This is a genomic window from Psychromonas sp. SP041 (assembly GCF_000470315.2).
In the GTDB taxonomy this organism is placed as follows: Bacteria; Pseudomonadota; Gammaproteobacteria; order Enterobacterales; family Psychromonadaceae; genus Psychromonas.
Genome location: NZ_CBRF02000012.1, coordinates 1 through 18,758 on the forward strand (window position 1 = coordinate 1; position 18,758 = coordinate 18,758).

Here is an 18,758-nt window from a genome sequence, read left to right on the forward strand (position 1 = left end):
TATGCTTGGCGATAATAGCGCTGTGGTACCACCTGATCCCATGCCGAACTCAGAAGTGAAACGCAGCTGCGCCGATGATAGTGTGAGGTCTCCTCATGTGAAAGTAGGTCATTGCCAAGCGCCTAATTAAACGAACCCAGTAAGTCTTTTCTTACTGGGTTTTTTTAATTCTGTTGATTTATGAACTACGTAGAAAGTAGGGCGAGTATTACGACAGCAATGTGTAACGAGCGGTAGAGCTCTGCGATACCTTTCCATTGCCAAGCGCCTAATACGATAATCCCTGTTGACTGACGTCAGCAGGGATTTTTTCGTTTTAGTGGTTAAATGATTCGAGAGTAGAAAAATATCTCTGCAAAAGAGATTGGACCAATCTGATACCAATGGAATTAAATAAGTGATCAGAAATTGCGCAGGAAAAATTAACACTAATAAGGCGTGAGTTGTAGAAGATAGTTGTTCTCACTTCAAAACTCAGTTAGGGGGGATTTTAACCAGCAAGAATGATCACCTTATTAATTTTTTTGGTATTATCTACTTTTACAAGACCCTTCATTTATAGAATGGGATTGAAGTAGTCACGTTCTAAATTTAGGTTAAGATATCTTTTGTAATATTTATTCGACTCAGTTCCATATGTGACAATTTCATTTTAAACTCTATAAAAATAATGTTGTTCTTGTTGGAGTTCTGCCTCAGCTTCGAATAAATCTTGCAAGAAAAACTGTATCTTTGTGCCAGGAGTCGCTTGTGCAAGTAAGTTGAGATCTCTGTTACATACACAGCCTATTTTCGGGTAGCCACCTATGGTTTGCCTATCTCGCATTAATACGATTGGTTGACCGTTCGCTGGGATTTGAATAGAGCCCGGCACAATGCCTTCAGAAATGAAATGTTGTTGGGGGAAATTAATCGTCGCACCTTCAAGTCGATAACCCATTCTATCAATTAAGGGCGTAACGGTATAAACCTGACTAAAAAATGTATTTATCGCTTTCTCATCAAACTGATCAAATTGATAAGTTGGTAGCACACCAATTTTAATGGTCCCAGCATAATCAGGGATAAATTGTTTTAGTACACCACGACAATATGAAGATACGTTTGGTTGATAAGGCAGTGCATCGCCATCACGTAACTTATCGCCTTGTTGCGTTATCCCGCCAAAGTGGTCTCTAACAACGGTACTAGTACTTCCAAGCATTTTAGGTACATCAAAACCGCCTGCAACGGCAAGATAAGTACGTAGACCTGTTTTAGGGAAACTTAGGGTTAATACGTCACCTGATTTTGCTACCCATGAATACCAGTTACTAATTATTTGGTTATTTAATTTTGCAACAACCTCGGCACCACAAAGCGAGAAAGTGGTAGATTGTTCAAACACAGCAACAAAAGGGCCCATGGTTATTTCAATTTGAGAAGCATTAGGGGGATTATCCAATAATCGATTCGTCCAATAAAATGCATGATTATCCATTGGACCACCAGATGTAACGCCTACATCTTGAAAACCAAAGCGTCCTAGGTCTTGTATTAAACTTAATGCACCAGCTTGCTTAATTCGTAATGTCATTGATTGCTTATCACCTTTAAAGTACGCCACCCATGGCTAGAAATGTTTGTTTATCTATTGCTTTAAATCTAACTTGGTCACCCATTGAAAACTTACTGAGATTATTTTCTGTAATATCCAGTAAATTAATTGGCGTACGCCCTATAATCTGCCAACCACCGGGAGACTGGTTAGGATAAACAGCGGTTTGCCTGTCTGCAATAGCAACACTGCCTTTTGGTACCTTTGTTCTTGGGCTCTTCTTACGCGGCATTGCTATCTCGGTTGGTACATTGCCTAAAAAAGCAAAACCTGGTGCAAAACCAATGGCGAAAACACGGTAACATTCACTAGTATGCAGTTTAATTATTTCTGAGAATGCTAATCCGGTATGTTGCGATATATCTTCATGATCTAAAGCAACTTCTTCCCCATAATAAACAGGCATTTCAATTTGCTTAGGCTTAAAGTCAGCAATATTGTTTGGATCTAAATTATTTAATACTGTATTAACGAGCCTTAAAAATGCTTGCAATCCTATTTTCCGTGAATTACAACTTATTAAAATAGAAGCATAAGAAGGGATAATACTTTCAATGACTTCAGCCAGATCTTCATTTAATCGCAGGTAGGCATAGTTAATAAAATCAGCCGTTTCTATACTGACTGATTCTGCAAAATAGATAATAAGGCTATTCTCATTAACTAGCTTTACTTGCATATTATTGACTCTGTGTATTCAATGATTCGTAATCTTAAGGTTTTTGCAATATCAGCGGCAAGTTTTCCATCACCATGAATACATAACGTATCTGCTTTAATGTTAACTTCTTCACCGTCGATACTGGTTATCGAATGATCTGTAATGAGCTTCATCGCTTGCGCACAGATAACTTCTAAATCGTCATGGCAGGCGCCGGGTAGGCTTCTCGGAGTTAATCGTCCATTTGCAAGATAGGTACGGTCAACAAAGGCTTCGAATATTAATTCAACGCCATACCGCTCAGCTAAAGTGGTGTAATGAAGGTGATCAGGCACCGCCATTATCATTAAAGGCAACTTAATGTCATAACTCGCAATGGCTTCCAGTAACGCAATGTAAATGTCATCTTTTTTCATCATAGCGTTATAAAGCGCACCATGTGGTTTCACATAACTAATAGCCACATCTTCACTTTGACAGATGCCATTTAAAGCGCCCAATTGATAAATAACATAAGCTTTTAGTTCTTCAGCAGGCATTTCTATAAAGCGTCGTCCAAAACCCTGTAAATCTGGGTAACCAGGATGAGCGCCTATTCTGACTCCGTGCTCTTTCGCATATCGCACTGTGGTTAACATTACACTGGGATCAGATGCGTGCATACCGCAAGCAATGTTCGCCATGTCAATAAAAGGCATTATCGTTTTATCTTGACCCATTTCCCAAATGCCATAACTTTCACCCATATCACAATTAATTAGCATTGAATTTTCCTTATTTTGTTATAGTGAACTTGCTGCACGAGAAGCTTGCGCATACACACCTGAAAGAGTGCGCAATAATTTTGCCACCTCACTCAGTGAGCTATCCACAGACAGATGATCAAGTGCTTGAATCAAACATTTTTCACGAATTTTTGCATACTCTAAGCAATATTTTTTACCAGAAGGTGTGACGCTGTAATACGTCTCTTTCCCACGTTTTTCATGTTGCAACATATTACTTTTAACTAACTTTCTCACAGAGTAAGAAACGTTATGGCTGTCGTCTAAATTTAATGTAAAAGTGACATCAGTGATCCGTTTTGCACGATCACGATGATAAATATTATGAATAACGAGGTTATCTAAAGTACTCAAATTATGTTGTTCACAAGCTGTGCTACATGACTGCATCCAACGTTGAAATGCATTATTAACCATGACTAAACCATATTCGAATTCACTTAATGCTTGTGCATTTTCGCCAGCTAAATGTGAAGATAACAAAATAGGGACATAGTCATTTTTATCTTTATTGGTTTCGGTATTAGTATTGGTTTCTTTGACCATGTTGTTAACCTCTAGACATTGTGTGTGGTAGCCAAGTGACAATTTGTGGGAAAATCGTAACGATTAAAACAGCGGAAAGTAACAAAAAGAAAAAAGGTAAGGCTGCTTTGGCGACAAAAAGTATATCTCGTCCAGTTAGACTTTGAATCACGAATAAATTAAAACCAACTGGCGGGGTTATTTGGGACATTTCTACTACAAGTACAATATAAATACCGAACCAAAGTGGGTCGATTCCCGCTTCAAGCACCATAGGCAATACAATCGAGGTGGTTAATACCACAACAGAAATACCATCTAAAAAACAGCCCAGTATAATAAACATAATGGTTAGTATGAAAAGCAGCATATAAGGTGATAACTCTAGCAATGCTATATTTTCTGCCAGCATGCGCGGTATGCCAATAAAGCCCATTGCCATGGTTAAGAAAGCGGCACCTACCAGTATAAAGATAATCATACATGAGGTTTTAACTGCGCCCATTAAACTATCAATAAACGTCTTCATCGATAATGAAAGACTGGTCGCCGCTAAAATGAGTGAACCGACAACACCAAAGGCTGCGGCTTCAGTTGGGGTTGTTAATCCTGCATAGATTGAACCGATGATAAAAAATATCAGCGTGCCAATAGGAATCAAACGTAACAATGATGAAAATTTTTCAGTCCACGTATATTTTCTTTCTGTTTGTGGCGATTTATCAGGGTTTCTGTAAGACCAAAAAGCCGTATACCCCATGAATAAAATAACCAGCATGATGCCGGGTAATGCGCCAGCCATAAATAAACGACCAATTGACACTTCAGCGGCAACGCCGTAAACAATTAAAATGATAGAAGGCGGTATGAGCAAACCTAACGTGCCAGATCCAGCTAACGTTGCGATGGCCATTTTATCGTCGTAACCCTGACGTTTAAGTTCAGGTAATGTCATTTTACCTATTGTTGCAGCTGTTGCAGCAGATGAACCTGATACCGCTGCAAAAATACCGCAACTCAAAATGTTAACGTGTAATAGCTTGCCGGGTACACCAGTCAACCAAGGTGTTAAGCCTTTGAATAAATCTTTTGATAGATTCGATCTGAACAGTATTTCGCCCATCCAAATAAATAAAGGTAAAGCCGCTAAAGACCAGTCGGACACTGATGCCCAAGTTGAAGTTCCAAATAATAAACCGAAGTTATCATTGCCAATCAAGACCATTCCCGCAATCGAGACGGCTATCAGTGTAAAGGCAACCCAAAAGCCACTGGCTAATAAAGCAAATAAAACACACAGTAAAATAAATCCAATCATCATCTCATTCATTATTGACGCTCCGTGTTCAATGAGTCTGTGGTAGTAATATCGATTTGTTCGCTATCAGCTAATGCTTCTTCCTCTGATTTTGGAAGCATTTGACCTAAAAATAAATGGCAAAAGGTTTGGTCAATAATCGCAATACTGAAGGTAACCATACCTAACGCTAACGGTAATTGAACAATCCAAAGGGGCACAGGAATATAGCCAGATGAGAGGTCATTATATTCATGTGATTCTAATACCATGAATACCAGTTGCCAGGTGAGGTAAATAATCAGTATTGAACCGAGTATTAAAATAAACCTTTCTATCCAACGGTTTAAAGAGATTGGTAACCTAGAGATAAATAAATTAACTCTGATATGGTCACCACCACGGAAGGTATAAGCCAATCCTAAAAAGCTGGCTGCTGCTAATAAAAAACCAGCAAAATCATCACTAGATGGGATTTCAATACTAAACCATCTACCGACAACCCGCGCTAAAATGACGGCACAAATGGCGACAATGCAAAGTCCTGATAATGCACCAGAAAAAAAATAGAGTTTATCTAACACTGTTCTCATTATCAGGCTCTCCTTAAAGGATTATTAGTAAAGGTAAATGTGCTACTTGTATTCTTTTAACAAAGCGACACCTTTACTTCCGGCTTCTTCTGCCCATTCTGCTGTCATATCTTCACCTATCTTTTTAAGTTCAGTCATCAATACTTCACTCGGTTCGCTTACTGTCATTCCGTGTGCAGCTAATTCAGCCGTTTTCTCTTTGGTTTCTCGTATGGTCATTTCCCAACCACGCGCTTCAGCTTTTTCTGCAGCAGCTAAAAGCGCTGTTTGTAATGGCTTATCTAAACGTCTAAAAGCACGTTTATTAACAATAACCATATTTTTTGGGATCCATGCCTGAACATCGGTGTAATTATTGACGTAATCCCAAGACTGGCTACTGACACCTGTCGTTGGTGATGTGATCATCATATTCACAATGCCAGTTGAGAATGCCTGAGGAATTTCAACCGTCTGTACCGTTGTTGGAGAGGCTTCCAATAAGATTGCTAAGCGAGAAAGGGTGGAGCTATAAGATCGTAATTTTGCTCCTTTAAAGTCTTCGATTTTATTGACGGGTTTTTGGCTGTAAATACCTTGTGGTGGCCAAGGCACTGAATACAATAACATCAAACCATCTTCATCTAATTTAGCTTCAAGCGCTGCTTTAGATACTGCGTATAGTTTTTTGGCTTGATCAAAGTCAGTCGCTAAAAAAGGAATATTATCTAATTTATAAATAGGAGCATCATTACCCATTATCCCAATAAAAACTTCGCCGATAGGGACTTGCTGGCTACGGACTGCTTTAGGGATTTCTTTATGCTTAATTAACGAAGCACCTGAATGGATGATAATTTCTAATTCTCCATTCGTTGCGGTTTTAACATCATCAGCAAATTGAATGTTATTTTGAGTATGATGTGTTGCATCCACATAAGGCGTTGCCATATCCCAACGTGTTGCTGCGGAGATGCTTGTTGAACTGATTACTGCAAACGTGAGTGCTGCCAATTTGAACATTTTCATAGATTATCCCTTATCAATTATAAAAAAAATAACAATCCAATTACATATTGCATGTAAATTACATTCAATTTACATCCTATTTACATCATTGCACATTACATACCAAATGAAGCGACATAGAGCACATTCCTAAATGTTAGGTGATTATTGTTACTAGTAATACACTCAAGGTATTGATTTATATTGTTATATTTTTTATGGTTTTTCATCTAATACATTAAACATAGGGAAGGATAAGTTTAGCTTATTCAGCCTAAGGTGAGATCAGCACACTTCTTTGGGGCGATAGACACCAAATGAGTGCAATTTTAGACATTATTTATCCAAACCATTCGTTAAATATTGTGCAATTATTTTTTAATAAATTCATAATAACGTTAACCATTACGAGGATGGTTTTTGTCGCTGATTATCAAAGTTAGTTTTATGGATTTTTTGTGTGGCGGCTAATTAGCGGTGATAACAAGGGGGGATGAATTGCTAAGCCTTGGTTTTATTGGGGATAGCTTATATCGCAGGTGTTGGGGCGACTTTCCCTACCTTTTACTTTTTATAAATAGAAATACTTTTAAATCTTGAAAAAGAAAAGTTTACAATTAACTGCAGTTTTTATGTGTATTTTGTGTTTTTAACTTGTTATTTTTAATGGTCTCTCCACAGGGACTCGAACCCCGATCATCCGCTTAGGAGGCGGGTGCTCTATCCTGTTGAGCTATAGAGAGATTACAACTCATCTATAATATAAAATGAGTTGTCGTATAATTAATACAGGATATATTATACATAATTACTGTATTGATTTAATAGTCGCAATATCATTGATTTGAATATTACTTAAAGGGTAATCATCTAAAGTCGTTAATTCTGCACTATTTTCATATACTTCTATTATTTGCATTGCTTGTTTAGCAATAGTTGAAGATTGTCTTTGTATACCAAATTGATCTTTAAAGTTACTTGAATAAGAAAGCTCAACTAGCATATCTTTTTGTAAACCATTTTTCTTACCAAGATTTATTCTTATATTATTACTTTCGACCGTTACGATACGAGCTCGTGGGACAATACACTGTATGTGTTGAGAAATATCTATATTGGCCTGACCTAAAGTGTTTAATATAGCTTGGCCATAGCTGTATTCCCAAAAGAGTTTGCTATTTAAATCTACCCGTTCCTCTTTTCCATATTCCCAAGTTATCTTTTGACGGTATTGCTTACTAAATATAAGTTTTCCTTGTAGTGCATCGTATAAATAAATAGTTATATAGAAATGACGATCTGGATTTGTAATCCAATAATTCAATGATGTTTTGCTTTCAAACTTAACTGATAAATCATTAATTTCGCCAAATACCAAAAACTGACTATCTGTTTGAATTGATATGCTATTTAAAGTATCCGTTAGATTTCTATTATTGTATTTTTCACCGACCTTTAAAGGTTTATCAATATAACCACGTATATTGAATAAGTTAGGACTTAGCGATAGCTGGTTAAATAAAGTGTTACTTACTTTCTTATGTAAGTCATAAATTTGTCCATCGACGGCTTGCTGGGGGACATTCATGGCAAAACGGCTAATGACGAGTGATTTAGGAAATTGCCCACCAAAACACTGCTCTGATTGTGGAATAATATTAACTTTTAAGTTTACTGTTAACACATTATCTTTTTGATTTTCTTCTATGATATTTAAGGCTTTAATCTCCCCACCTGAATTGAGTATCAATTTATTTTCAACTAATACACCTTGATTTACTTGTTGCAAACTAGATATTGCACCTCCTGAGAATAAAAGTGCATCTTTAACTGCTTTTTTAATCGCTTGTTCTCGAGCTTGCTCAATATCTTTATTTATAATGACCGCGTTTGCACTAGCTTGGAACCATTGTGCATTGGTATTAGTTGATAATAAAAGTAATGCAACAAATATCATTTTTTTCATTGGAAATCTCATAGGCTTAATCGTTTTTAAAGGCGATGAATTAAAATATTATTATTATTTACAATTGCTGTTGTGATAAGAATAAAGCAAAATTTAAACCAACTTTATAATTAGTTATTTTATTACCTCTTTATGATTAATTGTCTAAAGTTTTGAATGTTATTGCCGATAATATTTTAGGATGAAATTTATTATCAAGGCGGATTTTAATGAAAAAATTATTAGTTATCTCTACATTAGTTGTGATGTTACAAGGCTGTACATCACCTGATTCTCCATTGAATCAAGAGTCTGCCGCTATTGTGACGATAGAGGAAGCAAGGGCGAATGATAATTACCTTTATTATTATGTCGCTCATTCTTTCAGTAATGGTGGTATTAATAATGAAGGTAGCGACCAAGCAGATGTCCAGACAGACTCTAGTGGATATGGTCACCTTTATACATTCAATGGTAAAAAGTCACTTATATTGTCAGAGGTTGTCAGTAAAATGGCAGATCAATTGCTTTTTAATTATGAGGTTCCTTTTGGCCGTGAATCTATTGCGTTAACGTCCTTGGTTGATTTAAATGATCATAATAATACGAGTTGGTTAGGGCAGACTATTTCAGAACAATTTTTTCATGAGTTGCACATTAGAAAGTTACGTGTAATTGATTATAAATTAATGGGGAATATTAAAGTCACTAATGATGGTGAGTTTGGTATGACAAGAAATTGGAAAAACCTTAAAAAAAATGTAGATGTAAGTCGAATATTAACGGGGACTTTATCTCGTAATGAGGAAGGCGTCATTGTGAATGTGCGTATCGTCAATGCTATTAATAATGTAGTTGAATCAACAAGTAGTGCTTTTATTCCACATAAGATCTTTGTTGACGGGCGTTATGATTATACTCCTAAACGTTATATATCACGTAATAGTGAACGTGATGGCAATCAATCACTGGTTCGATTAGTTGAGTAATAATTAATATAAACCTTATTCTAATTAAACAGGCATCGACCTGTTTTCTATTATTAACCTTTTATTTTATAGGCATATATTAAATACTTTATACATTGTATTAATATCGTTATATTTCTTTAATTCTATTTTATGACTTTAAATTTAGGTATGTTTATTGCTTTCTTTTATTTCTATAAATATTTATTAATAGGCAATTCTTGCCACTTTAAAACTATCAGGAGCTAGCGATGCTTAGATTAAATCAATATGGTCATAGATCATTGAACATATTGTTTGGTGCTCTGTTGACGCTATCAGGTTGTGTTGCCCATAATGAACCTGTTGAAAAAGTTGATGAATACGAGTTTGTCTCGGTAGGTTATGCAACTATGTCTGCTCAAAATGGCTCAACTGACGATATTAAAATGTTAAATGCAATTAAAGCTTCCAAACTAGAAGCTTATAAAGAATTAGCAGAGCAGGTTTATGGTGTGATGCTAACTTCAGAGAGTAGTGTGAAAGATTATCAATTACAAAGCGGTAAACTCAAAACAAAAGTAAAAGGCCTTGTCAGGGGAGCTAAAGTATTACGAACTTATCATGAGAGTGATTTATATATTACTGAATTGGGATTAAACATGACGACATTACCATTTTTAAAAGACGCAGCATTTGCAGATTCTGATGACGTTATAAAAGTACAAAGCCAAGTTTATTATTAAACTATTTTATTATTTAAGTAGGCTTTATTAACTTTTTGATTTTAATCTGAGTGTAATTTGTTCGAGGTAATGAAATAAAATCTAAAATACGAGTTAAGTGGCTCACATTTTTTATGTTTGAATATATAAATAGATAATGGTTAAGCTTCGATATTATTACCTAACAAACTTCCACTATTTAATAAGCCTTTTTGGTCATAGGTAATGCTATTTTTCCCTTTGGCTTGGGTAAGTAATTGCATCAAATGCTTATTACTTTTCATACTTAATTCAACTAAGCGTCCATTTATCTCGTTATTTTTTTGACACTCTGTTAATCGCTTTACAATTTCTTGTTTTAAACTGGATAAGGCTGGATCTTGTTCTATAACGATTAAGTTATCTTTTGTGCTGATAGCTTGGTTACTACTATTAATTTTTTGTAATAATTTTTTTTTGTTAAAAAGAAGTGTATTGAGATTTTCAAAGGATTTTTCTTTTAAGCACAATTTCTCTTCTTCAAGTAGGTTTTGTAATACTTGAATGGATTCTAATAGTTGTGAAAGTTGTTCTGTCAGCATTTTATATTCTTTTAAGTTATGGCATTAACTTGAATATGCCTTATTAAAGTCTGTTTCAAACTTACCAATATTTTTGGCTAATTGCTCTGAATTAATTTTATAATCGCCATTTAATATTGCCGCTTTGAGCGTTTCAACACGTTTCATGTCTACTTGTGATTCACTAGACGTTTGCTTTTGCATGTTATTTAAACTCACTGCTTGTGATGTTAATTGCACAGAGTCTTTATTCGAATTTACTTTATTTGTATTGTCTGGTGCATTCGCATTACCTTGCTTTTGAGCTTTATTTTGCTCTATATTAAGGTTACTTTGAGGTGCTTGACGGTTGATATTTATACTCATAGTCGAATTCCAATTAGTCTACATAATTAATGTATCGGCAGAAATATTAATAACTTTAGTTAAAAAAAGTATTTTTAAAAAGTTACTTGTACTTCTTTTAGAGCGTAAACGGTACCAACGACAATACGTTGTGTTCGTGAGTTTTCAACTCTTACAGTGCTACCTATATTACCATCGCTTAATGCAATCCCCGAGGCTTTTATTATTAACCCCGACTTGTTAGCGGTAATAGTCACTTTATCTCCTTCGCACACATAACAGATATCTCTATGATGAATGCTTTTCTTAGAAGATACATTTCTTTTTAAACGAACTCCTCTCAAGGCTTGAGCATTGGTAAAGGTGCTACCCCTAACACGTGATTTATCCTTATAAATAAGTTCTATATTTTTATTGCTTAGTACTTCACCTTTACTAATGGGCCGGCTACTAACAATTAAAGGGATTAACGTTTGCGCTTTTACTCGAATGTATAAATCCCAGGGGGTTACATCGTTACAAGATACTTTAACTGCTGTTTTACTTTTTATTTTATCGCCTACGATATGTCCTTGTAGAGGAACTAGGCATTTAGAGAATGTCAGACGATCCGTGATAGATATTGCCTTTATATACAGTTTTTGCTCTCCTGTTATTTCAAATGTTTCTTGATATTTGTCAAAAACGAGTGCTTCAGCAAATTTTTCTATCTCTTTAGAGTAGTTATTATCTGCTAGACTGTAAGAAGAGGTCAAACTTAGTACCATTAAAATAAATCGAAACAATTTAGTAACCTTATTTAAATTAATTTTTATGCAAATTAATGCAATAAAAATTATAAAACTATTTTTTCAAAAATAACCATAACAAAAAGGAATGGAATATGGCAGGAGTTTTAGACTCAGTTAATCAACGAACTCAGTTGGTAGGGCAAAACAGGCTTGAACTATTGCTTTTCAAGTTAGGAGGAATCCAGCGTTACGGTATTAACGTATTTAAAGTAAGAGAGGTTTTACAGTGTCCTCCTCTCACTGTCTTACCTAAATTAAATGGTGCAATTCGTGGTGTTGCTTATGTTCGTGGACAAGCCATTTCAATTATTGATTTAAATTTAGCAACAGGAGGGCGAGCAATAGACGATATTGAAAATCGTTTTATTATTGTCACTGAATATAATCGATCTGTTCAAGGCTTTTTAGTGGGGTCGGTTGAACGTATTATTAATATTAACTGGGAGGATATTTTACCGCCTCCAACAGGCAGTAGTCGATACAGTTATTTAACGGCAGTGACTGAAGTTGATAATCGTTTAGTGGAAGTGTTAGATGTTGAAAAAGTACTTGATGAAATTGCACCTGTTAACACAGAAGTAACAACAGAAGTCACTATCAAAAATATAAAAAATAAACGTATTTTAGTTGCAGATGATTCTTCTGTTGCTCGTAAGCAAATTCAACGTACACTCACCGCTCTTGGTCTCGAATGTGATTTGGTTAAAAACGGTAAAGAGGCGCTTCAAGCATTAAATGAAGTCGCTAAAACTCAGCCAGTATTTGAAAAGTATGCATTAATGATTTCAGATGTAGAGATGCCTGAAATGGATGGGTATACGTTAACATCAGAAATAAAATCGCACCCTGATATGAAAGATTTGTATATTATTTTACATACTTCTTTGAGTGGTATTTTTAATCAAGCTATGGTTGAAAAAGTAGGTGCAAATGATTTTATTGCAAAATTCAATCCAGATGAACTAGCCATTGCAGTCCAGAAAGTGATTAATTTAGATGTCGAATAAAGGTTGATATGTAACCAATTATAACGGGTGACATTGTCACCAATTTTCCATTTTATCTTGTTTTTTTTGATAAAGTGAAGTTTGTCTATTTAAAGAGTAACAATGAAATATGGGTAATATTTAGTGAGAATTTTTTCTGATGATCTTTATAAGCAATTTGCTCATTTTTTAGAGAAGCAGTGCGGCATCGTATTAGGTGAAAATAAACAATACCTTGTAAAAAGTCGTTTAACGCCATTAGTGGCTCAATTTAATTTCCCGAGTTTATCGGATTTAGTTGAAAAGGTAATTACTGGTCACAATCATCAGTTACGCAATTCTGTTGTCGATGCAATGACGACTAATGAAACGTTATGGTTTCGTGATGTTTATCCTTTTGAATTGTTAACCACTAAGTTATTTCCTGAATTTCTTAAAACGAAAAGAAATTTAAAGGTGTGGTCAGCGGCTAGCTCATCAGGGCAAGAAGCCTATTCAATTGCTATGTCTGCAATTGAATATGACAGAATAAAACCAATGAATAATTTAAATATAAAAATCATTGGGACAGATATATCGGATTCAATGCTCAATCAATGTAATCTAGGGCAGTATGATTCATTGGCTTTATCTCGAGGTCTATCGGTAGATCGAAAGCGTCAGTTTTTTATCTCGGTTGATGGTTTTATAAATAAAATGCAGATTAAGCCAGAGGTCAAAAAATTGACTTCTTTTAAGCGTTTGAATTTATTAGAGAGTTATGCAGTGCTTGGTAAGTTTGATTTGATTTTTTGTCGTAATGTACTCATTTATTTTTCAAATGATGTTAAGTCTCGAATACTAAATCAATTTGCTAGTGCTTTGAATCCTGACGGTTACCTTATACTTGGTGCTTCAGAGTCATTAAACGGATTAACCGATAAATTTGAGATGGTACGCTGTAATCCAGGTATTATTTATAGATTAAAAGCTAAATAAAGACTTAGATTTAATAAGTCTTTTTGATTGAGAAGAAATAAAGAGGCAATTATTGCCTCTTTATTTCTTCCATTTAATATTGAATAGATTAAAATCTATTCTTCTCCTCCATTTCGACTAATATCTTTATCTTCCTAGGCTCCGCTGCTATTTTTTTATCCTTTTTGAATTCTAATATTGAAAAATAACCTTTTTAAAAGCCCATATTGCCATTTTTTATTGTAATCCTTACTTACTGCTTTTCTTTTGGCACATCGTTTGCATTTACATAAACAAAGGAGAAACTTATGGCAATTAACTTTGATAAAGCATTAGGCATTTACCAGTATTCATTGGGAGTAAGAGCTCGACGTACTGAAATTTTAGCCTCTAATATCTCAAATGCCGATACACCTAATTACAAGGCTAAAGATATTAACTTTAAAGATGCCTTGAATGCAGCAAAGTCAGGTACGGGTATGTCTCTAAGTCGTACTAATAGTTCCCATAATGCAGGTTTCTCAAGTTCAATGGCACAAAGTGGTTTGTTATATCGTACTTCGAATCAACCAGATACTGGTGATGGTAACTCTGTCGATTTGGAAGTTGAACGTAATTTATTTATGAAAAATAGCTTAGAGTACCAAGCTACTTTAGATTTTTTAAACGGCAGTATATCAGGGCTTCGCAAAGCGATAAAAGGCCAATAATAGCGTGTCAGGAGAATTATTATGAGTTTATTGAAAGTATTAGATGTAGCAGGAAGTGGTATGAGTGCGCAATCTGTGCGTTTAAATACGACTGCCAGTAATTTGGCTAATGCAAACAGTGTTAGTAGCAATATTGATGAAACCTATAAAGCTCGACACCCTGTATTTGCTGCAGAGCTAAACCGTGCGATGGGTGGGTTAGATAGTAGTGTTGGTGTAAAAGTACAAGGTATTGTTGAAAGTACTGCAGAATTAAACCAAGAATACTCACCTAATCACCCTAAAGCTGATGAAAATGGCTTTATTTACCATTCTAATGTGAATGTAATGGAAGAAATGGCGAATATGATCAGTGCTTCCCGCTCATATCAAACAAACGTACAAATTGCTGATGCGGCGAAACAAATGTTAAGCAGCACCTTACAGCTTGGTAAAGGATAAGGATAATTAGATGCCGACTATAACTTCGTCAGGAATAAGCTTAACTGCACCGTTAACTGAGGCTCAAGCTACAGCTAATGCTGAAATAGATTCAGATCAACAACTAGACCAAGAGGATTTTTTCTCTTTGCTATCTCAACAGCTTGCTTACCAAGACCCATTTTCACCAGTAGAAAATGCAGAAATGATATCTCAAATGTCTTCGTTTACTACTGCGGAAGGTATTGCAACGTTAGGAACTGAATTTGCAGGTATTAAAGAAGTATTGAATTCGAGTCAAGCTTTAGAAGCATCATCTTTAGTGGGCAAAAAAGTATTGATTCCAAGTAATGAAACTTATTTATCGGAAGGTGGAACAGCTTCTGGTTCATTAACAACCACAACAGGTGCCTACAGTACTTTAGTTTCAGTTGAAGATAGTACGGGTAGTGTCATTCGAACGATTGATATTGGTGATGTTGGTGCTGGTAATCAACGTTTTGATTGGGATGGTTTAGATTCACAAGGTCAGCCTGCTCCAGAAGGCAAGTATACTTTTAATGCTTATGGTTCAGTAAATGGTAATGGCGAAGAATTGACAACAGCAAGTTATGCACATGTTGAAAGTGTCAGTCTTGGTGGCGGTTCAGCTAGCGTCTATTTAAACCTCAAAGGTTTAGGCGGAATTGAACTTTCTGATGCAATTGAAGTTGCAGAAAATATATAATTAGAGGGAATAACTATGTCATTTAATATTGCACTAAGCGGAATTTCAGCTGCACAGACAGATCTAGATACAACGTCAAATAACATTGCAAATGTAGCGACGGTTGGTTTTAAAGAGTCTCGAGCGGAGTTTGATAGCGTTTATGCGAACTCTTTGTTTTCTAATAGTAAAACGAAAGTTGGCGATGGTGCATCGGTTTCAGCGGTTGCTCAACAGTTCCATCAAGGTAGCTTAAAGTTCACTGATAACCCTCTGGATTTAGCTATCACAGGTAGTGGATTTTTTGCCACCTCACCAGGTGTTGATGACAATAACTTAAGTTATACCCGATCTGGTACTTTTAAGTTAAATGCAGATAACTATATTGTTGATAATAGCGGTAATTATTTACAAGCATTTCCAGTGAATCTAGATGGTAGCTCTTCATCGTTAAGCTTAGCAACGACTGAACCAATTAAACTTCCAGAAACGGCTGGAACACCAGTGAAGACTGAATTAGTTAATATTAGCCTTAATCTACCTGCTGGAGATGAATCAAAAGTACTTGCTGATTTTGATCCTGATAATCCAGATACTTATAATAATGCCACGTCAGTAACTATTTATGATTCATTAGGCGAAGCGCATATTTTAAATACCTATTATGTGAAACCTGAAAATACATCTGCTGAAGGAACCAACCAATGGGTTTCTTTTGTTACTGTTGACGGTAAACCGGTTGAAAGTACGACGCCTGTCAACTATTTAGTCGATACAAATGAAGATGGTTCTTTTGATGATGCGACGGGTGTTTCTGCAAGTTATACAGCAGACGGGGAAGAGCATTATGGCATTGTTCTTAATTTTGATGAAAATGGTGCCTATGAAGGTAGTAATCCAGCACAGCTTGCTTTTGAAGCATTAGGTGTTGGTGGCGCTAATGTGCTTTCAGCTGGTGCTGATGGAACGCAAGCCATTACTATTAATTATCAGGATCCTACTCAATTCTCTGCTGCATTTGAGGTGACTGCATTAGATCAAGATGGGTTAACTGTCGGGCGTTTAACAGGGATTGAAATTGGTAGTGACGGATTGATTGAAGCGACTTACAGTAATGGTACGTCAGATCCTCTCGCTCGAGTGGCAATGGTTCGTTTTAGAAATGAGCAAGGTTTGGCACAAAATGGTTCAAATTGGAATGAATCACAAAACTCAGGTGAGCCGCTTGCTGGTGAAGCTGGAGCGGGTTCATTTGGTAGTATTAGTTCAGGAGCATTAGAGCAATCTAATGTTGATTTAACCACTGAATTAGTTGATTTGATTACTGCACAACGTAATTTCCAAGCGAACTCTCGTTCATTAGAAATTAGCTCTTCATTACAAGAAACGATTTTACAAATTCGTTAATTCATTAACTTTTATATTTCATTTTTAAATGCACCTTTTTAGGTGCATTTTTTATTTCTGCTTTTTACTTTATAACCTCTTTATTTCAATTATCTTTCCACCTATTTCAATGAAGAACTCCTTGCCTTTGTTTGTTGGCACAAGCATTGCATTTATCTGTTTATAGAATAAACGACAAATAATATTTGCCACTGTTATTAACCAACAGTTAATAGTTAAGGAATTAAAATGGATAATTTTCTTTATGTATCAATGTCTGGCGCTAAAGAGACCATGAATGCGTTAGCTATTCACAGTAATAACTTGGCAAATGCCAGTAAAACAGGTTTTAAAGCTAGCTTTGAGCAAGCTCGTAGTATGCAAGTACATGGTGAGGGGTTACCTACTCGTGTTTTTGCATTAGCAGAGTCACCAGGACAAAATTTTGACAGCGGTATTGTACATACTACAGGACGTGAACTTGATGTTGCGATTGAAGGGCAAGGTTGGTTTGTTGTTAAATCTGATACTGGTGATGAAGGTTTAACTCGTAGTGGCGATTTTAATATAACAGCAGATGGCTTTTTAATTGATGCGAGCGGCAATGAAGTTTTGGATAACACTGGCAATAATATATTTATTCCTGGGCCGATTGAAAAATTTAATATTCGTAAAGATGGTGTGATTGAAGTTCGTCCTGAAGGTGCTCCACCTGATGGATTTGAAGATATCGCTCAATTAAAATTAGTTAATCCTAACATTCAAGATTTAATGCGTAGTTCAGATGGACTATTTCGTCGCATCGATGGGCAACAGACAGCGTTCTCTAATCAGGTCGTTGTAACTAACGGTGCTTTGGAAGCCTCAAATGTTAACTTAAGCAGTGAATTAACCAGTCTAATTAACTTACAACGCAGCTTTGAAATGCAAATAAAAATGATGAAAAAAGCGGAAGAGATAGATGAAAGTTCAGAGTCTCTATTAAAAGTTGTTTAAGTTATTTAGTTAGATGAGTCAAAATTAAGGAGAAGGTTATGCATTCCGCTTTATGGATCAGCAAAACAGGGTTAGATGCACAGCAAACTAACGTTGCAACAATTTCAAATAATTTAGCCAATGCTAGTACTGTTGGTTTTAAAAAGAGCCGAGCTATTTTTGAAGATTTATTATATCAAAATGTTAATCAACCAGGTGCCAATGCAACGCAAGATACCAAGCTACCTTCAGGTTTAATGATTGGTTCCGGTGCAAAAGTGGTCGCTGTTCAGAAAAATTTTGAACAAGGTAATGCATTAACTACTAATAATTCATTAGATTTAATGATCGATGGTCGTGGTTTCTTTGAAATAGAAATGCCTGATGGAAGTTCTGCATTTACTCGAAATGGAGAGTTTATGCTTAATGAAGAAGGTACTCTTGTAACACCTGGTTCAGGCTATCCCTTGGTACCTCAAATACAAATCCCAGATAATGCACAATCAATCAGTATTGGTTCAGAGGGGGAAGTGTCGGTCAATGTTGCAGGTCAAGCTGAGAATCAAGTAGTAGGACAAATAAATGTCAGTGCCTTTATTAATGCATCTGGTCTACAACCATTAGGTGAGAACTTATATTCTGAAACCGGTGCTTCAGGTGCTCCAATCGAAGGTGTTCCTGGTGGAGATGGTTTAGGTTTTATACGCCAAGGTATGCTTGAAACATCAAACGTAAACGTAACTGAAGAGTTAGTTAATTTGATTGAAAGCCAGCGAGTTTATGAAATGAACTCAAAAGTGATTTCGGCTGTAGATGAAATGTTATCTTACATTAGCCAACAATTATAAATAGGTGATTAC

Annotated in this window: 21 protein-coding genes, 1 tRNA gene and 1 rRNA gene; 11 read left to right on the plus strand and 12 right to left on the minus strand. The window is 35.7% G+C overall.

Translation table 11 applies throughout. The annotated features are described in order from the left end of the window. Positions 1 to 4 precede the first annotated feature (4 nt). Positions 5 to 120: ribosomal RNA gene (gene rrf, locus SP041_RS08240) — 5S ribosomal RNA — on the plus strand. Positions 121 to 652: 532 nt separating this feature from the next. Here the strand turns inward: rrf and SP041_RS08245 are convergent. The 9 genes from SP041_RS08245 to SP041_RS08285 all read right to left on the minus strand — a co-directional run bounded on the left by SP041_RS08245 (position 653) and on the right by SP041_RS08285 (position 8,411). Further along, positions 653 to 1,576 carry a biotin-dependent carboxyltransferase family protein gene (locus tag SP041_RS08245; protein ID WP_025562486.1) on the minus strand — a complete coding sequence of 308 codons (924 nt, stop codon included), beginning with the start codon at positions 1,574 to 1,576 and terminating at the stop codon, positions 653 to 655. Positions 1,577 to 1,592: 16 nt separating this feature from the next. Further along, on the minus strand, positions 1,593 to 2,276 hold the full coding sequence (gene pxpB / locus SP041_RS08250; protein ID WP_025562487.1) for a 5-oxoprolinase subunit PxpB: 684 nt from the start codon (positions 2,274 to 2,276) through the stop codon (positions 1,593 to 1,595). Continuing rightward, complete coding sequence (locus tag SP041_RS08255; RefSeq protein WP_025562488.1) at positions 2,267 to 3,022, minus strand: 5-oxoprolinase subunit PxpA; 756 nt, start codon at positions 3,020 to 3,022, stop codon at positions 2,267 to 2,269. Before SP041_RS08255 ends, pxpB begins: the two co-directional genes overlap by 10 nt. Before the next feature lie 18 nt (positions 3,023 to 3,040). Continuing rightward, positions 3,041 to 3,589, minus strand: a complete 549-nt coding sequence (locus SP041_RS08260; protein WP_025562489.1) for a winged helix DNA-binding protein — start codon at positions 3,587 to 3,589, stop codon at positions 3,041 to 3,043. A 4-nt stretch (positions 3,590 to 3,593) separates the two neighbouring features. Next, positions 3,594 to 4,898 (minus strand): TRAP transporter large permease subunit, encoded by a 1,305-nt coding sequence (locus SP041_RS08265; protein WP_025562491.1) that lies wholly within the window; start codon positions 4,896 to 4,898, stop codon positions 3,594 to 3,596. Continuing rightward, entirely contained in the window at positions 4,898 to 5,458 is a 561-nt protein-coding gene (locus SP041_RS08270; RefSeq protein ID WP_025562492.1) for a TRAP transporter small permease, read from the minus strand. The genes SP041_RS08265 and SP041_RS08270 overlap by 1 nt, the downstream gene beginning before the upstream one ends. 42 nt (positions 5,459 to 5,500) lie before the next feature. Beyond that, the gene (locus SP041_RS08275) at positions 5,501 to 6,466 is read right to left on the minus strand and encodes a TRAP transporter substrate-binding protein (RefSeq protein ID WP_025562494.1); all 966 of its coding nucleotides are present in this window, start codon (positions 6,464 to 6,466) and stop codon (positions 5,501 to 5,503) included. A 646-nt stretch (positions 6,467 to 7,112) separates the two neighbouring features. Further along, positions 7,113 to 7,188 (minus strand) — tRNA-Arg (locus SP041_RS08280). 65 nt (positions 7,189 to 7,253) lie between these two features. Next, on the minus strand, positions 7,254 to 8,411 hold the full coding sequence (locus SP041_RS08285) for a flagellar assembly protein T N-terminal domain-containing protein (RefSeq protein ID WP_025562495.1): 1,158 nt from the start codon (positions 8,409 to 8,411) through the stop codon (positions 7,254 to 7,256). 209 nt (positions 8,412 to 8,620) lie between these two features. Between SP041_RS08285 and SP041_RS08290 the strand changes: the two genes are divergently transcribed. Further along, positions 8,621 to 9,379: a FlgO family outer membrane protein gene (locus SP041_RS08290; protein ID WP_025562496.1), complete on the plus strand. Its 759-nt coding sequence runs from the start codon at positions 8,621 to 8,623 to the stop codon at positions 9,377 to 9,379. 230 nt (positions 9,380 to 9,609) lie between these two features. Further along, positions 9,610 to 10,083, plus strand: coding sequence for an LPP20 family lipoprotein (locus tag SP041_RS08295; protein ID WP_025562497.1), 474 nt, complete (start codon positions 9,610 to 9,612; stop codon positions 10,081 to 10,083). Between the two features lie 140 nt (positions 10,084 to 10,223). Here SP041_RS08295 and SP041_RS08300 read toward each other — a convergent pair whose 3' ends face one another. From SP041_RS08300 to flgA, 3 genes are all read right to left on the minus strand, one after another. Further along, positions 10,224 to 10,643: a flagellar protein FlgN gene (locus SP041_RS08300; protein ID WP_025562498.1), complete on the minus strand. Its 420-nt coding sequence runs from the start codon at positions 10,641 to 10,643 to the stop codon at positions 10,224 to 10,226. A 24-nt stretch (positions 10,644 to 10,667) separates the two neighbouring features. After that, positions 10,668 to 10,988, minus strand: a complete 321-nt coding sequence (gene flgM / locus SP041_RS08305; protein ID WP_025562499.1) for a flagellar biosynthesis anti-sigma factor FlgM — start codon at positions 10,986 to 10,988, stop codon at positions 10,668 to 10,670. 74 nt (positions 10,989 to 11,062) lie between these two features. Further along, positions 11,063 to 11,752 carry a flagellar basal body P-ring formation chaperone FlgA gene (flgA, locus tag SP041_RS08310; RefSeq protein WP_025562501.1) on the minus strand — a complete coding sequence of 230 codons (690 nt, stop codon included), beginning with the start codon at positions 11,750 to 11,752 and terminating at the stop codon, positions 11,063 to 11,065. Between the two features lie 98 nt (positions 11,753 to 11,850). On the opposite strand from flgA, the gene SP041_RS08315 reads away from it, so the two are divergent. The 8 genes from SP041_RS08315 to flgG all read left to right on the plus strand — a co-directional run bounded on the left by SP041_RS08315 (position 11,851) and on the right by flgG (position 18,746). After that, positions 11,851 to 12,765, plus strand: coding sequence for a chemotaxis protein (locus SP041_RS08315; protein WP_025562502.1), 915 nt, complete (start codon positions 11,851 to 11,853; stop codon positions 12,763 to 12,765). A 123-nt stretch (positions 12,766 to 12,888) separates the two neighbouring features. Next, positions 12,889 to 13,722, plus strand: a complete 834-nt coding sequence (locus tag SP041_RS08320; protein ID WP_025562503.1) for a protein-glutamate O-methyltransferase — start codon at positions 12,889 to 12,891, stop codon at positions 13,720 to 13,722. A gap of 287 nt (positions 13,723 to 14,009) precedes the next feature. After that, complete coding sequence (gene flgB, locus SP041_RS08325; RefSeq protein WP_025562504.1) at positions 14,010 to 14,411, plus strand: flagellar basal body rod protein FlgB; 402 nt, start codon at positions 14,010 to 14,012, stop codon at positions 14,409 to 14,411. Between the two features lie 21 nt (positions 14,412 to 14,432). Then, positions 14,433 to 14,852 carry a flagellar basal body rod protein FlgC gene (gene flgC / locus SP041_RS08330; RefSeq protein WP_025562506.1) on the plus strand — a complete coding sequence of 140 codons (420 nt, stop codon included), beginning with the start codon at positions 14,433 to 14,435 and terminating at the stop codon, positions 14,850 to 14,852. 10 nt (positions 14,853 to 14,862) lie between these two features. Then, positions 14,863 to 15,558, plus strand: coding sequence for a flagellar hook assembly protein FlgD (locus tag SP041_RS08335; RefSeq protein ID WP_025562507.1), 696 nt, complete (start codon positions 14,863 to 14,865; stop codon positions 15,556 to 15,558). Positions 15,559 to 15,573: 15 nt separating this feature from the next. Continuing rightward, the gene (flgE, locus tag SP041_RS08340) at positions 15,574 to 16,944 is read left to right on the plus strand and encodes a flagellar hook protein FlgE (RefSeq protein WP_025562508.1); all 1,371 of its coding nucleotides are present in this window, start codon (positions 15,574 to 15,576) and stop codon (positions 16,942 to 16,944) included. Positions 16,945 to 17,172: 228 nt separating this feature from the next. Next, positions 17,173 to 17,919, plus strand: a complete 747-nt coding sequence (locus SP041_RS08345; protein WP_025562509.1) for a flagellar basal body rod protein FlgF — start codon at positions 17,173 to 17,175, stop codon at positions 17,917 to 17,919. A 38-nt stretch (positions 17,920 to 17,957) separates the two neighbouring features. Then, positions 17,958 to 18,746: a flagellar basal-body rod protein FlgG gene (flgG, locus tag SP041_RS08350; RefSeq protein WP_025562510.1), complete on the plus strand. Its 789-nt coding sequence runs from the start codon at positions 17,958 to 17,960 to the stop codon at positions 18,744 to 18,746. Positions 18,747 to 18,758: the final 12 nt, after the last annotated feature.